The following is a 15,960-nucleotide window of genomic DNA, read 5'->3' on the forward strand; positions in this document are numbered from 1 at the left end:
TGAGGAGATGTCTTCAAGATGGCGGGCGTAGATATCCTGTCGACCGCGTTCAGCGGAGCCAACACGGCCTACCTGGCCGAACTGTACGCCCGCTGGGTGTCCGATCCCGGCAGCGTCGATCCTTCCTTCGCCTCCCTGTTCGCGGCGATGGACGAAGAAGGCGCCGCGGTCCTGCACGACGCCGAAGGGGCCTCGTGGTCGCCGCGCCTGTCGATGATCGACGGCGGCGAGGTGGCCCCGGTCGCGGCGAAGGCGGCGGCGGGCGCCCCGGTTTCGGTCGAAAGCCTGCATGCGGCCGCCGACGACAGCCTGCGCGCGACGCAGCTGATCCGCGCCTATCGCGTGCGCGGCCACCTGGAAGCCCGGCTGGACCCGCTGGGCCTGCAGATCCCCAAGCCCCATGCCGACCTGGACCCGGCGACCTACGGGTTCGGGCCGCAGGATCTCGACCGGCCCATCTATCTGGGACATATCGTCGCCAACCTGATCGGGACGCGGACCGCGACCATCGCGCAGGTGCTCGACGCGCTGCGCCTGGTCTATTGCGGTCCGATCGGCGCCGAATTCATGCATGTCCAGGACCCCGCGCAGCGCAACTGGCTGCAGGCGCGCCTGGAAGGCGATAACTGGCGCGCCGGCGCCTCGGTCGAGCAGAAGAAGGTCATCCTCGACCACCTGACCGAGGCCGAGGGCTTCGAGGCCTTCTGCCAGAAGCGCTATGTCGGCACCAAGCGCTTCGGCCTGGAAGGCGAGGACGTCACCATCCCCGCGCTGCATGCGGTGATCGACCAGGTGGCCAAGGACGGCGTGAAGTCGGTGGCGATCGGCATGCCGCATCGCGGCCGCCTGAACACGCTGGTGAACGTGGTCCGCAAGCCCTACACCGCGATCTTCAGCGAATTCGCCGGCGCGTCCTTCAAGCCCGACGACGTCCAGGGCTCGGGCGACGTGAAATACCATCTGGGCACCTCGACCGACGTCGATATCGATGGCAACCCCGTCCATATCTCGCTCCAGCCCAACCCGTCGCATCTGGAAGCGGTCGATCCGGTGGTGGTCGGCAAGGTGCGCGCCGCCCAGGACGGCGACGACCCGCATGCCCGCGGCCGCCACATGGCGCTGCTGCTGCACGGCGACGCGGCGTTCGCCGGCCAGGGCCTGGTGTACGAGACGATGGCGATGTCGCAGCTGATCGGCTATCGCACCGGCGGCACCATCCATATCGTGGTGAACAACCAGATCGGCTTCACCACCGTCTCCGCCCATGCCTTTTCCGGCCTGTACTGCACGGACATCGCCAAGGCCGTGCAGGCGCCGATCCTGCACGTCAATGGCGACGAGCCCGAGGCCGTGGTGTACTGCGCGCGGCTGATCGCCGATTTCCGGCAGAAATTCGCCACTGACATCGTGCTGGACGTCGTCGGCTATCGCCGGCACGGCCATAATGAATCGGACGAGCCCGCCTTCACCCAGCCGACGATGTACAAGGCCATCGCCGCCCGCCCGACGGTTCGCACCCTGTATGCCGACCGCCTGGTCCGCGAAGGCGTGGTGACCGAGGCCCAGGCGTCGGAAATGTGGGACGCCTTCCACAACAAGCTGGAGGAATCCTACCAGGCCGCCCAGACCTACAAGCCGAACAAGGCCGACTGGCTGGAAGGGTCGTGGGAGGGGCTGAAGCCGCCGCCGGTGGGCCAGATCGACGCCGAGCCCGCCACGGGCGTCGCGGTCGAGACCCTGCGTAAGATCGGCGACGCGCTGAGCACCGCGCCGTCCGATTTCAACATCAATCCGAAAATCGCCCGACAGCTCAAGGCAAAGGCCGCGATGTTCAAGTCGGGCGAAGGCATCGACTGGGCGACCGGCGAGGCGCTGGGTTTCGGTTCGCTGCTGCTGGAAAAATTCCGGGTGCGCCTGTCCGGCGAGGATTGCCAGCGCGGCACGTTCAGCCAGCGCCATGCCGTCCTGATCGACCAGATCAACCAGAACACCTATGCGCCGCTGAACAACATCGACGCCGGCCAGGGCATCTTCGAGGTCTATAACTCGCTGCTGTCGGAATTCGGCGTACTGGGCTTCGAATATGGCTATTCGCTGGCCGATCCGAACGCCCTGGTGCTGTGGGAAGGGCAGTTCGGCGATTTCGCCAACGGCGCGCAGGTCATCATCGACCAGTTCATCGCGTCGGGCGAAACGAAATGGCTGCGTATGTCCGGCCTGGTGCTGCTGCTGCCGCACGGCTACGAAGGGCAGGGTCCGGAACATTCCTCGGCCCGCCTGGAACGCTTCCTGCAGCTCTGCGCCGAGAACAACATGCGGGTGTGCAACATCACCACGCCGGCGAACTATTTCCACGCGCTGCGCCGCCAGCAGAAGCTGGATTACCGCAAGCCGCTGGTCATCATGACGCCGAAATCGCTGCTGCGGCACAAGCTGGCGGTCTCGAACCTCGAGGATTTCGCCTCGGGCACCAGCTTCCGCCCGGTCATTGGCGAGATCGACCCCATCGCCAATGGCGACGCGGTCGAACGGGTCGTGATCTGCTCGGGCAAGGTCTATTACGACCTGCTGGCCGAACGGCGCGAGCGCAAGCTGGACAAGGTTGCCATCCTGCGGCTGGAACAATTCTATCCGTTCCCCGAAAAGCTGCTGGCCGAGCAACTGGCGCTCTACCCCAAGGCCCAGGTCGTCTGGTGCCAGGAAGAGCCCGAGAACATGGGCGGCTGGTGCTTCGTCGATCGCCGGATCGAAGGCGTGATGGCCCAGGCGGGCCGCAAGGGCGGCCGCCCGGACTATATCGGGCGCATCGCCGCGGCCAGCCCGGCCACCGGCCTGGCCCGCATCCATGCCGCCGAACAGGCGGCGCTGGTCAATCAGGCGCTGGGCGTCGGGTGAACGGGCGCCCCGGCCGGAGGTCCGGGGCACGGCAAGTCCGCCGGGACGGCCAGCGTGCCGTTCCGGCATCAGTCTGGTATGAGAATGCACAAGCCGGCAGACGACGGGCGAGGGACACGCGGTCCATGCCCCGCACGCGGATCTGTCCGGCAGGGGGATTGGGAAGAGAAGATGTCTGCCGAGATCAAGGTGCCGACTTTGGGCGAGAGCGTGACGACCGCCACCATTGCGAAATGGCTGAAGAAGCCCGGCGAGGCGGTAACGGCCGATGAACCGGTCGTGGAACTGGAAACCGACAAGGTCAGCGTCGAGGTCGCAGCGCCCGAGGCCGGCGTGATGGGCCAGCAGCTGGTCGCCGAAGGCGACGAGGTCGAGGTCGGCACCGTGCTGGCGTCGGTCGAGGCCGGCAGCGGCGTGGCCAAGCCCGCCGCCGCGGCCCCCGCGCCCAGGAAGGCGGCCGAGGCCCCGAAGGCCCCCGCCGGCGTCCAGGCCCAGCCGACGACCAGCGGCCCGGTCGCCCGCCCGGCGACGCCGCCGTCCGACGTCGTGGCGCAGGGCGCGGCCCACGCGCCGATGCCGTCGGCGCAGAAGATGCTGGTCGAAAAGGGCCTGTCCCCGGCCCAGGTCGGCACCGGCACCGGCAAGGACGGCCGTATCACCAAGGGCGATGTCCTGTCCTTCCTGGCGCAGCCGCCCGCAGCCACCCCGGCCGCGGCCCCGGTCGCCCCGCGCACCGACGACCCGCGCGAGGAACGGGTGAAGATGACGCGCCTGCGCCGCACCATCGCCCGCCGCCTGAAGGAGGCGCAGAACACCGCCGCCCTGCTGACCACCTTCAACGAGGTGGACATGAGCGCGGCCAAGGCCCTGCGTGCGGAATACCGCGAAGCGTTCGAGAAGAAGCATAACGGCGTGAAGCTCGGCTTCATGTCGATCTTCGCCAAGGCGGCGATCGCGGCGTTGAAGGAATTTCCGGCGATCAATGCGGAAATCCACGGTGACGACATCATCTATCGCGAATTCGTCAATCTGGGCATCGCGGTCGGCGGCCCCAACGGCCTGGTCGTCCCGGTCATCCGCGACGCCGACACGCTCAGCTTCGCGGGCATCGAGAGCGCGATCGCCGGTTTCGGCAAGCGCGCGCGCGACGGGTCGCTGAAGCTGGACGAGCTGTCGGGCGGCACGTTCTCGATCACCAATGGCGGCATCTACGGGTCGCTGATGTCGACGCCGATCGTCAACGCCCCGCAGTCGGGCATCCTGGGCATGCATGCCATCCAGGATCGTCCGGTCGCCGTCGGCGGCCAGGTGGTGATCCGGCCCATGATGTATATCGCCCTGACCTACGATCACCGCATCGTTGACGGCAAGGAAGCCGTCAGCTTCCTGGTGCGCGTCAAGCAGAACGTGGAAGATCCGCGTCGTCTGCTGCTCGAGGTCTGATGCGCCGCGCCGGGCCGGGCGCCCTTGCCTGGCCCGCCGATCCATCTGACGCATCGAATGCAGGACATGAATATGACTATTGAAATCAAGGTGCCGACGCTTGGCGAAAGCGTGGCCACCGCGACGATCGGCAAGTGGCTGAAGCAGCCGGGCGACAGCGTTGCTGCCGATGAACCGGTCGTTGAACTGGAAACCGACAAGGTGAGCGTCGAGGTCGCGGCCCCCGCGGCCGGCACGCTGGGCGCCCACGCGGTGGCCGAAGGGGCCGAGGTCGAGGTCGGCGCCGTGCTGACCACGCTGACCGAAGGCGCCGCCGGCGCCGCCCCGGCCAAGCCCGCGCCGAAGGCGGCGGCCCCGGCTGCCCCCACGGCTGCTGCTCCGGCCCCCGCCGCTGCGGCGGCGGCGCCCGCCGTGGCCCCGCCTGCCGAAACCGATTACGACGTCATCGTCATCGGCGCCGGTCCCGGCGGCTATGTCTGCGCTATCCGCGCGGCGCAGCTCGGCTTCAAGGTGGCCTGCGTGGAAAAGCGCGCGACCCTGGGCGGCACCTGCCTGAATGTCGGCTGCATCCCGTCCAAGGCGCTGCTGCAATCGTCCGAGAACTATCATGCCGCGACGCATGATTATGCCGGGCATGGCATCCTGATCGACGGCGTCAAGCTGGACCTGGCCCGCATGATGGCCCGCAAGGGCGAGGTGGTCGAGGCCAACGTCAAGGGCGTCGAGTTCCTGTTCAAGAAGAACAAGGTCACCTGGCTGAAGGGCACCGGCAAGATCGAAGGCACCGGCCGGATCACCGTCGATGGCAAGCCGGTGACGGCCAAGCACATCGTCATCGCCAGCGGCAGCGACAGCGCCGGCCTGCCGGGGGTCGAGGTCGACGAGAAGACGATCGTGACCTCGACCGGCGCGCTGGAACTGTCGTCCGTGCCGAAGAAGCTGGTGGTGATCGGCGGCGGCGTGATCGGGCTGGAACTGGGCAGCGTCTGGCATCGCCTGGGCGCCGAGGTCACGGTGATCGAATATTGCGATCGCCTGGTGCCGGGAACGGATGACGAGATCGCCAAGCAGTTCCAGCGCATCCTGACCAGGCAGGGCCTGCAGATGAAGCTGGGCCAGAAGGTCACCAAGGCCGAGAAGACCGGCAAGGGCGTCATCCTGACGGTCGAACCCGCCGCCGGCGGCAAGGCCGAGACGCTGGAGGCCGACATCGTCCTGCTGGCCATCGGCCGCACGGCGGCCAGTGGCGGCATGGGCCTGGCCGAGGCCGGCGTCGCGCTGGACAAGCGCGGCCGGATCGTCACCGACGCCCATTTCGCGACCAGCGTGCCCGGCATCTATGCCATCGGCGACGTGATCGCCGGCCCGATGCTGGCGCACAAGGCCGAGGACGAAGGCGTCGCGGTGGCGGAAATCCTGGCCGGCCAGGCCGGGCATGTGAATTATGACGCCATCCCCGGCGTGATCTACACATGGCCCGAGGTCGCGACCGTCGGACAAACCGAGGAAAATCTGAAAGACGCCGGCGTGGCCTACAAGGTCGGCAAGTTCCCCTTCATGGCCAACGGCCGCGCGCGCGCCATGGGCATGACCGACGGGTTCGTGAAGGTTCTGGCCGACGCCACGACCGATCGCGTTCTGGGCGTGCACATCATCGGGCCGGGTGCGGGCGAACTGATCGCCGAGGCTACCCTGGCGATGGAATTCGGCGCGTCGTCGGAAGATGTCGCCCGGACCTGCCACGCTCACCCGACCCTGAGCGAAGCGGTGAAGGAAGCCGCCCTGGACGTGGAAAAGCGCGCGATCCACATCTGATACGGCCTGCCTCAGGGCGCTGCCCTGAACCCGCCAAAAGGCTTAGTCCTTTGGAAACCCATTCGTATCCATGATGGGGGTCCAGGGCCTCAGGCCCTGGTGGGTTCGGGCAACGCCCGGCCTGTCGGCGGGAACGCGGCCGCGCGTTCTGCGTCATGACAGAGGGCCAATCGGGGCGAGGGGCGCATGCGGATTGTCTATCCGGTGGCGGGGGCCATCATGGCCGCCGGTCTGGGGGGCTGCGCGCCACCCGTTCACGCCGGATCGCCGGCCATGCCAGGGGGCGGGCCAGCACCTGGTCCCGTCGCCATCGCCTTGCCCGCCGAACAGAATCCCGCCATCGACATCCCACCGCTGCCATCGCTGGATGACGACGCGGCACGGGCCGAGGCCGTCCGTCTGACGGCGGCGATGCAGCGCGACATTCCCCATTTCATGATCCCCCCACCCGACCGCGCGGCGGAGTGGGTCCGCCTGGCCCGGGACCAGCTTACGCGGGGGGATGCGATCGTCGATCGGGCACAGGTACTGATGGTCGTCGACCGCAACCCCCGTGTGCAGACGGTCTGCTTCATCCTGGCCCTGCCGGGGGAGGGGGCGTGGCAGGTGCTGGGCGGCACCCGCGTCTCGACCGGGCGGACAGGACGCAAATATTATTACCTCACCCCCACCGGCGTGTTCGTGAATTCGCCTGATCGCCTCGGCTATCGCGCGCTGGGTACCCGCAACGAAAACGGTATTCGCGGCATCGGCGCCAAAGGCATGCGGGTGTGGGACATGGGCTGGCAGTGGGCCGAGAAAGGCTGGCTGCCCAGTCGGGAAAGGGGGCAGATCCGGCTGGAAATCCATGCCACCGACCCGGATTTCCTGGAATCCCGCCTCGGCCACCCGGCATCCGAGGGCTGCGTGCGGATTCCCGCGGCGCTGAACGTCTTCATGGATCGTCACGGCCTGCTGGACGCGCTGTACGAGCAGGCGGCCAGCTATGACGGCCGCTTCCGCGCGCTGCTGCCCCGTGGCCGCACGCCGACCCCGATTACCGGCGACAAGCTGGTGGTGGTCGATTCCGCACCCCAGGCCGGCAGCGGGTGATCGGGCACCGCCCGATCTTTCGTTTCCCGGAACAATCCAGCCTTCGCTTCCCAAGCCCGTCCGCATCGCTCATGATAATGTGATGCGAAAGTTTGGACCGATCCTCTGCCTGACCCTGTCGGCCCTGCTGGCCGCCCCTGCCGTGCCGGGGTGGGCGGCTCCCCCGGATTCCGGCGACCCGACCCCGGTCGGGGTGGCGGCGGCGATCCAGGCCCAGGGTGCGGCGCAGGCTATAGGAAATCTGAACGATTCCAACGACTTCGATACGGTCACCGCCGGGATCGCGGCGGCCGATCCGGCCTGGATGGCGCTGGTGCCTCAGATGGCGCCGGGCCTGGATTCCGACAGCGGCCCCCAGGTGACGACGGCGCTGGCGCTGGCGTTACCGCAGGACGCGCGGCTGGTGCTGCGGACGCTGGATGCCCGCTATCCGGCGCTGGACCCGCAATCGGTCTGCGCCCGTCCGTTCGGGCATGACGAAGTGCCCGACATCAAGGGATATGCCCGCCGCGCCCGCGCCGCCCTGCGCCGCGTACGCGACAGCGGGCTTCGGAGCCTGCGCGACCGCTGCCTGTCGGTCTTGGGCCGGTGAAGCGAAGGCAAGGGCGTTGCCCTTGACCCACCAAAGGGCATAGCCCTTTGGAAACCCAGGACTTTACAAAACGAATGGGATGCAAGGGCCGAGGCCCTTGCCGGGTTCGGGCAGAGCCCGATCCTGCCAGGTGCCGGGCTCAGTTTGCCCCGGCTGTCTTCTTCCACTCCCGCAGCGCCGCCAGGGTGCCGGTGATGTGCCCCGCCGGCGCCATGGCGCTGTAGGCGAACAGGATGTGCCCGTCGGGCGCGATGACGTAGGATGTCCGGCTGGCGTAACGGACCAGCGGCATCTTGGAATCATAGGCCGTCGCGATCTTGCCTGTGGCGTCGGAGGCGACCGCGAAACGGCTGCGGCATTCGCTGACCGAAAATTTGTCCAGCGTTTCGATCTTGTCCATCGACACGCCGATGACGGTGGCGCCCAGCGCCTTGAACGCGTCCATGGCGTCGGCGAAATCATGCGCTTCGATGGTGCAGCCCCGGGTGAAGGCGGCGGGGTAGAAATACAGCACCACCGGCCCGCGATGCAGGGCGTCGGCCAGCGTGAAATGGAATTCCTTGCCGCCCAGGCTGGCCTGGGTGTCGAACAGCGGCGCGGTGCTGCCGGTGGGCAGGGCGGCCCGTGCCGGGGTGAACGACGTCGCCGCCACGAAGGCCATCGCCATTGTGGCCGGCAGTGCCATGCCCAGTCGGGTCCAGCGTCTCAGAAACGGGGAACGAAGCATCAGGCGCCCTCCGGGGCGGGGTGACGACACGGCGATCAGGACCGTGAATCGGGGGAAATGACAACGCAATTGTCCGCGCCCTGCGCCAGGCGGCGGCAGGCCGCGACCGCCGCGTCATGCGACAGGCCGGTCAGCCGCGCGCGGTACAGATGCCCGTGCGTCACCTGCACGCTGGCGACCTGCGGGCGCGCCGCGCCCAGCAGCGACGCTGCGCGCGTGCGCGCATGGCCCGCGGCCTGCGACGCCATGGCCGAGGTGCCGAAGGCCCCGACCTGGATCGCCCAGTCGCTGGGCGCCGGGGCCATGCTGCCGTGGCGCAGCAGCGGCGCGGGCTCGGCCATCGCCGGATTTACCAGATGGAACCCCCGGTCGGCGGGCATGGGGGCGGGGGGCGGGGCGGCGGCGATTTCGGTCGGCGGCGCGGCGGCGGGGGCTTCGGCTCCGCCGTCCTGCTTCGTCCGCGCGGCCCAGGCGGCGCGCACGTCGTCGGCCGGCGACCCGTCGCGGGCGGGGGTCATGCCCTTCCATCCGGTGTAGGCGGGGGCGGGCACGCGGTCGGTTTCGGGGGGGGCTTCGGCGACCTGGATGGGCTGGCTGTCGTCGCCCGCCCCATGGTCGTTGCGCCGCGCCCAGGCCATGCGGACCGAGCGGGTCTGGCTGCTGGTCTGCGCCGCCAGGTAGACGTGGCCGCGCGCCGCGTCATGGGCCTCGACCATCAGGTCGGCCTGTGAGCGGACGTTGGGCGTGATGCCGGCGATCTGCGGGCCGATCGCCGCGACGTAGTTGCGGGTCTCGCGCGGCAGGGTGCGGTTGTGGACCAGGAAGTCGTCCAGTCGCCCCGGCCCGGTATTGTAGGCCGCCAGGAAGCCGGGCGACCCGTAGATGTCGTACATCTGCCGGATATAGGCGGTGCCGGCCAGGATGTTGTCGTGCGGGTTGAACGGATCGTCGCCCAGGCCGTACTCGCCCTTCAACTCGTCATAGGTCGGGGGCATCAACTGCATCAGCCCCATGGCGCCGGGGGCCGAGGTCACGAACTGCCCGTTGCGGAACAACTGCCCGCCGGATTCACGTTGCATGACCGACCGGATCCAGGTGTCGGGCACGTCGAAGCGTCTGGACGCTTCCTCGATATACGGGCCCCACGGGTCGTCCGGCGGACCCGGCGGGGCGTAGTAGGATTTCGCATGGGCGCGATAATTCGCGGCCTCCTGCGTGACCGGCAGGCCGGGCCCAGGCGCCGTCGCGCAGGCCGCCAGCAGGCCGGCCAGCCCGATGGCCCCGCATGCCCGGGCCGCCGTTCCGACCGCTGTTTCGACCGCTGTTTCCCTGGGGCGCCGGGGGGGACGAGGGGCGGAACCGGGTGCGGATCGGGTCATCAGGATGCTCATCTGGAACGGGCGCGGGAGCCACGCCGTGAAGAGGGCAGACGTTCGGGACCGATTATGGCGAAAGTCGGGATCTGGCGCGGAGAGCCGGTCTGCATCGCGGTTGCGCCTCGGATTCCGTCCGGAAGTTCAGGCCGATGGAAAGGAACACTTCCTAAGTCTTTACATAAGGACGAAGTTTGGCGCAACAACGTCACGTTCATGCATCGGCTGGCGCGCGGCGCGTTCGGGGGCCGCCAATCCGGCCCGTTCCGCGGCGGTTGCGGGCGGGCGGGCGATCGGCTAACGCCAACGGGCATGAGCATCCTGCCAGAGATCCCCGCGCCGGATGGCATGTGTCGTCCGCCCACCGCCCCCTCGGCGCCCCGGCCGGTCCGGCCGGTCGTCGCCGCCCTGCGGGATATCGGGGCGGGCCTGGCGATGTGGCGTCTGGCGCTGTCGCTGGGCTGGCTGGACATTCGCCTGCGCTATCGCGGCTCGGCCCTGGGGCCGTTCTGGCTGACCCTGTCCTCGGCGGTCATGATCGGGGCGATGGGGGTGATCTACGGCCGGCTGTTCCACATGGACCTGCGCGGCTACCTGCCCTACCTGGCCCTGTCGATGATCCTGTGGCAGGTCGGCGTGGGCGCCGTCCTGGCCGAAGCCTGCACCTGCTTCACGGATGCCGAACGGACGATCCGCTCGGTGCGCCTGCCGTTCTTCCTGCAGGCGATGCGCCTGATGGTCCGCAACGCCATCGTCTTCGGCCACAATATCGTCGTGCCGCTGGGCGTCTTCCTGCTGTTCGGGATCTGGCATGGCGCGGCGATGCTGCTGGCGGCGCCGGGGGTGGCGCTGTGGCTGGTGGACGGGCTGGCGTCGGCCCTGCTGCTGGGCAGCATCTGCGCGCGTTTCCGCGACATTCCCCCCATCGTCGGCAGCGTGGTGCAGGTCGCGTTCTACGTGACCCCGGTGATGTGGTCGGCCTCCCAGTTGAAGGGCCGCGACTGGTGGTTCGAGCTCAACCCCTTCTACCCGCTGCTGGAGGTCGTGCGCGGCCCGCTGCTGGGCCAGGTGCCGGCGCCGCGCATCTGGGCCGAGGCCGGGGTGAGCAGCGCGCTGCTGTGCCTGGTGGCCCTGTACGTGTTTTCCCGCAGCCGGTCGCAACTGGCGTTCTGGGTGTAGCGCCGTGTCCCAACGCCCCGCACATCCGCGCCCCGAGGCCTCGATCACGGCCCGGAACCTGTCGCTGTCGTTCCCGGTCTTTCATGGCGGGGCCAGGTCGCTGAAGAAGACGCTGTTCGCCCGCGCCCGGCGGCCGCTGGCCGCCCTGCGGTCGCCTGGCCTGCGTACGGGGGGCGAGATCCAGGCCGACACCCCGTCGCGCATTCTGGTCCACGCGCTGCGCGATGTCAGCTTCGCCGTCCGGCCCGGCGAGCGCATCGGCCTGGTCGGGCACAACGGTGCCGGGAAATCGACCCTGCTGCGCGCCCTGGCCGGGATCTACGAGGCCGGGGACGGCTGGGTGTCGGTCACCGGATCGGTCAGCGCGCTGCTGGAACCTTCGGCCGGCATGAACCCGGAACTGACGGGGCGCGAGAACATCGTCCTGCGCGCGCGCCAGATGGGGCTGGACAACGCCGCCCTGCGCCGGCTGGAACAGGATGTGGAGGGGTTCGCCGAACTCGGTCCGTTCCTTGACCTGCCGATCCGCCTCTATTCCTCGGGCATGTCGGTACGCCTCAGCTTCGGCCTGGCCACCGCCATCGCGCCGCAGGTGCTGCTGATGGACGAATGGTTCCTGGCCGGCGACGCGCTGTTCCGCGACAAGGCGCGGGCGCGGCTGACCGGCGTGATCCGCGGGGCGGACATCCTGGTCCTGACCTCGCACGCTCTGCCCATCCTGCGGGAATGGTGCACGCGCGTGCTGTGGATGGAACATGGACGCATCCGCATGGACGGCCCGGCGGGCGCCGTCCTGGACGCCTACACCGCTGAAATCCCCTCGTAGACGCATGCCGGGCGTGGCGGTGCGCGCCACGCCCGAAATGGGCCGTCAGGTGGCGATCTGCACCCGGATCGTTTCGGTCCGCTCCACGACGTTGATCGCGACCTCGTCGCCTACGCGCACCAGGCGCACGGTCACCCGGTCGCCCCCGACCTCCAGATTGTACAGGGTCATCTCGTCCAGGAAATCGGGCAGGCGCGGGTGTTCGAAATGCACCGCCACCGTGGCGGGGTCGAAGGACAGCCCAAGGGTGGACTGGACCAGCGCCGGCAGGGTCGCCGCCGCCCAGGCCTGCGGCGAGCAGGCGACCGGATAGCGGACGGGGCCTTCCGCCCGGTTGCGGGTGAAGCCGCAGAACAGTTCGGGCAGGCGGCGCAGGTCGGTATAGAAGGCGGCGTCGAACATGCCGCGAAACAGGCGCGCGGCCTCGTCGCGATAGCCGTGGCGGGCCAGGCCCAGTCCGATCAGCGCGTTGTCGTGCGGCCAGACCGAGCCGTTGTGGTAGGCCATCGGGTTATAGCGCGCCTCGCCCTCGGGGATGGTGCGGATGCCCCAGCCGGTGAAGGACGACCGGTTCATCAGCCCCGCCACCAGCCGGGGGATGCGGTCGGGCGTCGCGATATCGGTCAGCAGGATATGCCCGGCATTGGACGAGCGGACGCGGCAGGGCTGCTTGCGGCCGTCCAGCGCCAGGGCGAAAGTGCCCAGATCCTCGATCCAGAAGCGCGCGTTGAAGGCGACGCGCAGGCTTTCGGCCAGATGGTCCTGCCGTTCGGCATAGGCGGTCTTGCCCAGGCGGCGGCCGATGGCGGCGGCGGCGCGGCGCGCGGCATAGACATAGGCCTGCACCTCGCACAACGCGATCGGCCCTTCGGCCAGGGTGCCGTCGGCGTGGAAGATGCTGTCGTAGCTGTCTTTCCAGCCCTGGTTAATCAGCCCGTCCTTGTTGCGGCGGCCATATTCGACGAAGCCGTCGTCGTCGCGGTCGCCGTACTGCTCGATCCAGTCGATCGCGCGCTCGATGTTCGGCCAGATCGAGGTCAGCAGCGCGACGTCGCCGGTACGGTCCAGGTACTGGCCCGCCAGCATGACGAACAGGGGCGTGGAATCGATGGAGCCGTAATAATGGCGGAACGGCACCTCGCCCAGTTCCGCCATCTCGCCGTGCCGGACCTCGTGCAGGATCTTGCCCGGTTCGGCGTCGGCGGCCGGGTCTTCGGTGCGGGCCTGGTGCCGGGCCAGGTAGTTCAGGACCCCCCGCGCGATCTCCGGGTCCAGCCACAGGGTCAGCATGGCGGTAATCAGCGCGTCGCGGCCGAAGGCGGTGCTGTACCACGGCACCCCGGCGTACGGGTAAGGCCCGGTCTTCTTGTCCGTCAGCAGCATGTAGATGTCGCAGATGCAGCGCCGGATGGCCTCGTTGAAGATCTCGTTCGAGGTCGCGATCGCCGCCGCGCGCGAGGACGACAGGCGCAGCGCCCGCCGTGCCTCGACCGCGCCGGTCAGGAAGCGCCGGTTGGGTTGCAGGGCCGGCGTGCCCTCGGGGTCGCACGCGACCTCGAAATGCACCAGCACCCGCTTGCCCGGCGGCAGGTCGAACCGGTAGGCGGCGTGGCGCGCGTCCAGCGACGCCGGCGGCGGCCAGAACCGCAGCACCGTCGTCCGCCGCCGGTCGTCCAGCCCGTCATAGGACAGCGTGACCTGGTTGTCCGCGACCTCGGGCGGGCATTGGGCGCCGCGCCGGGGGCGGGTGGAGCCCCGGGCCTCGAACAGGTCGGCGAAATCGGCCAGGAAGCGGATATCCAGCACCGCCGTGCGCGGCTCGACGTCGAAATTGCGGATCTCGACCCGCTCGTAGCAGACATGGTTCCACAGGAAGCGCGACCGCCGGACATGCAGCAGGTCGTGGTCCATCCGTCCGTCGGGGCCGTCGATGTCGGTGTTGGTCAGATCCACCGACAGCAGCACGTTGTTCTCGCGCACCGTGGACGACAGCAGGATCGGCCGCTCGCCCTGCAAGGTCATCGACAGGCAGGACAGATAGCGCGTGTCGTGGAAATACAGCCCGTCGGCGATGCCGTCGCCGAACAGGATGTCGCCGGTCTGGTCGAACACGCCGAACATGTCCCCCTGCTTCAGGGTATGCAGGCGTCGTTCGGACAGCAGCGATTTCGCCGCGACGGGAAAGCTGTCCAGTTCGTCGGGCGAGAGATGCTGCGCGGTGTCGGTCTGGCTGTCCATGTTGGTCTTCCCTTCACGGTTGCCGGGACAGGGCGCCCCGGGTTTCCGACTGTCGTTCGGGTTGGTCTGGATTGGGGCGGGTCCCCGGATGCCCGGCTGGGGCGATCGGGGCGCGGCGGTTACAGCAGCTTGGCGAATTTCAGCAGCAGCCAGGTGATGACCATGAACAGGAAGCACACGCCCCCGGCCTCGACGGTGCCCATCGCCCCGCTGGCGAGGAACATCCCCCCGGTATTCATGCCGAAGAAACCGGTCACGAATGTGGCCGGCAGCATCAGCGTGGTCACGACCGACACGGTATACAGGCGCCGGTTGGTTTCCTCCGCCTGGCCCGAGGCCAGTTCGTCCTGTAGCGAGCGCGCGCGGTCCTGCAACGCCAGCAGGTCGTCCAGGGCCGCGTGGATCTGGCGTTGCGACCGGTCGCGGATATCGTCCTCGGCCCATTCCGGCAATTCGAGATCCTCGCTGTGGAAAATCCGGTCGACCGGGGAAATGACGCGGCGCAGTTCCGTCGAACGGCGTCGCACCTTGCCGATCAGGCCGCTGATGCGGCCGAAATCGGTATGCTGGTCCAGTGTGAGCAGAAGATCTTCCGCCCGGTCAAGCTGATCGTCCAGCATCGCGATGTTCCGCCGCACGCTGTCGGCGAATTCCAGCAGCGTCCGGTCCACGATTTCAGCCGGCGTGCGGGGGGCCTCGTCGCGCTGCAACCAGCGATAGGCCGCGCCCAGCGCCGGGACGGGGTGCCGGCGGGTGGTAATCAGCAGGTCCGGCAGGACGGCGAAGCGCCAGGCCGACACGTTCGTGTCATCGTCGGACATGCTGTCGTCGAAGGCGGGCAGCGCGCCATAGACCAGGTCGTCCTCGGCTTCCAGCCGGGTGCCGCGATCGGTTCCGGTCAGGGTGGCGCGGGCTTCTTCGGACAGGCGGGCGATGGATTCGACACGGGCGCGGCTGGCGGTATGCACCACGTCGTAATGCAGCCAGGTCCATGCCCCGTCGGCCTCGGGGGCGGCCTCGCCGTCCAGCCGCTGGGCCGCCTGCCGGGACGACAACTGGACCGGCCGGCGGCCAGGCGTGCACGACACCGCCCAGACCAGGCCGTCGGCGGGGTCGGCCAGGGGGCCGTCGGCATAGGGGACATCGGTCGGGGCAATCGTGTCGGGCATGGGGGACATCCGGGACCGCGCGGGACGCAACGGCACACTTGCCATGACCGCCTGCCTGTTGCAATCCCGCGCCGGGCGGGGAGGCGAGGGGCGTCAGCCCCCGGCCGGCCCGTCGCACCAGAAGCCGGCATGCGGGCGCGCGGCCTCGTCCTCGATCAGCGGACCCAGCACCTCGGTCGTGTGCTGCCCCCGGGCGAAGATCTCGCAGCAGGGCAGAGAAAAAGTCGGGTTTTCCGGATGCGCGCCCGTCAGCGCCAGCAGCCGGCGTTCCGACAGCGCATAGACCACGCGGCGGATATTGCCCCAATAGACCGCGCCCGCGCACATGCAGCACGGTTCGGCGCTGGTGTACAGCGTGCAGCCCGCCAGTTCGTCCGGCGTCAGCATCCGCGCCGCCTGCGCCACCGCGCGCAGTTCGGCATGCTGCGTCGGGTCGCCCTCGGGCGGCAGGGAGTTGTTCAGGGCGGTGGTCACCACCCGCCCCCGCGCGTCGGCGACCAGGGCGGCGAAGGGGTGCCGCCCCTGGGCGCGGGAGGTTTCCGACAGGGCGATGGCCTGCCGCAGCAGGTCCAGGTCGGCGGCGGAGGGGGCATTGGGCATGGCGGGGCGGG

The 15,960-nt window shown here is 69.0% G+C and carries 12 protein-coding genes; 7 read left to right on the forward strand and 5 right to left on the reverse strand.

The genetic code is table 11. The features are described 5' to 3' along the window. Positions 1–18: 18 nt before the first annotated feature. The 5 genes from HLH21_RS02445 (at position 19) to HLH21_RS02465 (ending at position 7,837) form a co-directional block, all read left to right on the forward strand. Complete coding sequence (locus tag HLH21_RS02445) at positions 19–2,895, forward strand: 2-oxoglutarate dehydrogenase E1 component (RefSeq protein WP_182940697.1); 2,877 nt, start codon at positions 19–21, stop codon at positions 2,893–2,895. A 171-nt stretch (positions 2,896–3,066) separates the two neighbouring features. Further along, complete coding sequence (odhB, locus tag HLH21_RS02450) at positions 3,067–4,338, forward strand: 2-oxoglutarate dehydrogenase complex dihydrolipoyllysine-residue succinyltransferase (RefSeq protein ID WP_182940699.1); 1,272 nt, start codon at positions 3,067–3,069, stop codon at positions 4,336–4,338. 72 nt (positions 4,339–4,410) lie between these two features. Next, positions 4,411–6,153: a dihydrolipoyl dehydrogenase gene (gene lpdA / locus HLH21_RS02455; RefSeq protein ID WP_182940868.1), complete on the forward strand. Its 1,743-nt coding sequence runs from the start codon at positions 4,411–4,413 to the stop codon at positions 6,151–6,153. Positions 6,154–6,339: 186 nt separating this feature from the next. Beyond that, positions 6,340–7,245, forward strand: a complete 906-nt coding sequence (locus HLH21_RS02460; RefSeq protein ID WP_182940701.1) for a L,D-transpeptidase — start codon at positions 6,340–6,342, stop codon at positions 7,243–7,245. A gap of 82 nt (positions 7,246–7,327) precedes the next feature. Then, the gene (locus HLH21_RS02465) at positions 7,328–7,837 is read left to right on the forward strand and encodes a hypothetical protein (protein WP_182940703.1); all 510 of its coding nucleotides are present in this window, start codon (positions 7,328–7,330) and stop codon (positions 7,835–7,837) included. Between the two features lie 139 nt (positions 7,838–7,976). Here the strand turns inward: HLH21_RS02465 and HLH21_RS02470 are convergent, their stop codons facing one another. Both HLH21_RS02470 and HLH21_RS02475 read right to left on the reverse strand, forming a co-directional pair. Next, on the reverse strand, positions 7,977–8,564 hold the full coding sequence (locus tag HLH21_RS02470) for a peroxiredoxin (protein WP_182940705.1): 588 nt from the start codon (positions 8,562–8,564) through the stop codon (positions 7,977–7,979). A gap of 35 nt (positions 8,565–8,599) precedes the next feature. Next, the gene (locus tag HLH21_RS02475; protein WP_182940707.1) at positions 8,600–9,943 is read right to left on the reverse strand and encodes a lytic transglycosylase domain-containing protein; all 1,344 of its coding nucleotides are present in this window, start codon (positions 9,941–9,943) and stop codon (positions 8,600–8,602) included. Positions 9,944–10,249: 306 nt separating this feature from the next. Here HLH21_RS02475 and HLH21_RS02480 point away from each other — a divergent pair, with 306 nt between their 5' ends. Continuing rightward, a complete protein-coding gene (locus HLH21_RS02480; RefSeq protein WP_182940709.1) occupies positions 10,250–11,116 on the forward strand; it encodes an ABC transporter permease in 867 nt (288 codons plus the stop codon). 4 nt (positions 11,117–11,120) lie between these two features. Further along, positions 11,121–11,942, forward strand: a complete 822-nt coding sequence (locus HLH21_RS02485; protein WP_182940711.1) for an ABC transporter ATP-binding protein — start codon at positions 11,121–11,123, stop codon at positions 11,940–11,942. 45 nt (positions 11,943–11,987) lie between these two features. On the opposite strand, the gene HLH21_RS02490 is transcribed toward HLH21_RS02485, so the two are convergent. From HLH21_RS02490 to HLH21_RS02500, 3 genes are all read right to left on the reverse strand, one after another. Further along, positions 11,988–14,180, reverse strand: coding sequence for an amylo-alpha-1,6-glucosidase (locus HLH21_RS02490; protein WP_182940713.1), 2,193 nt, complete (start codon positions 14,178–14,180; stop codon positions 11,988–11,990). 119 nt (positions 14,181–14,299) lie between these two features. Beyond that, a complete protein-coding gene (locus HLH21_RS02495) occupies positions 14,300–15,358 on the reverse strand; it encodes a CorA family divalent cation transporter (protein WP_373319545.1) in 1,059 nt (352 codons plus the stop codon). A gap of 84 nt (positions 15,359–15,442) precedes the next feature. Further along, positions 15,443–15,949, reverse strand: coding sequence for a nucleoside deaminase (locus HLH21_RS02500; RefSeq protein ID WP_182940717.1), 507 nt, complete (start codon positions 15,947–15,949; stop codon positions 15,443–15,445). Between the last annotated feature and the right edge of the window lie 11 nt (positions 15,950–15,960).

Source organism: Gluconacetobacter johannae (genome assembly GCF_014174305.1).
In the GTDB taxonomy this organism is placed as follows: Bacteria; Pseudomonadota; Alphaproteobacteria; order Acetobacterales; family Acetobacteraceae; genus Gluconacetobacter; species Gluconacetobacter johannae.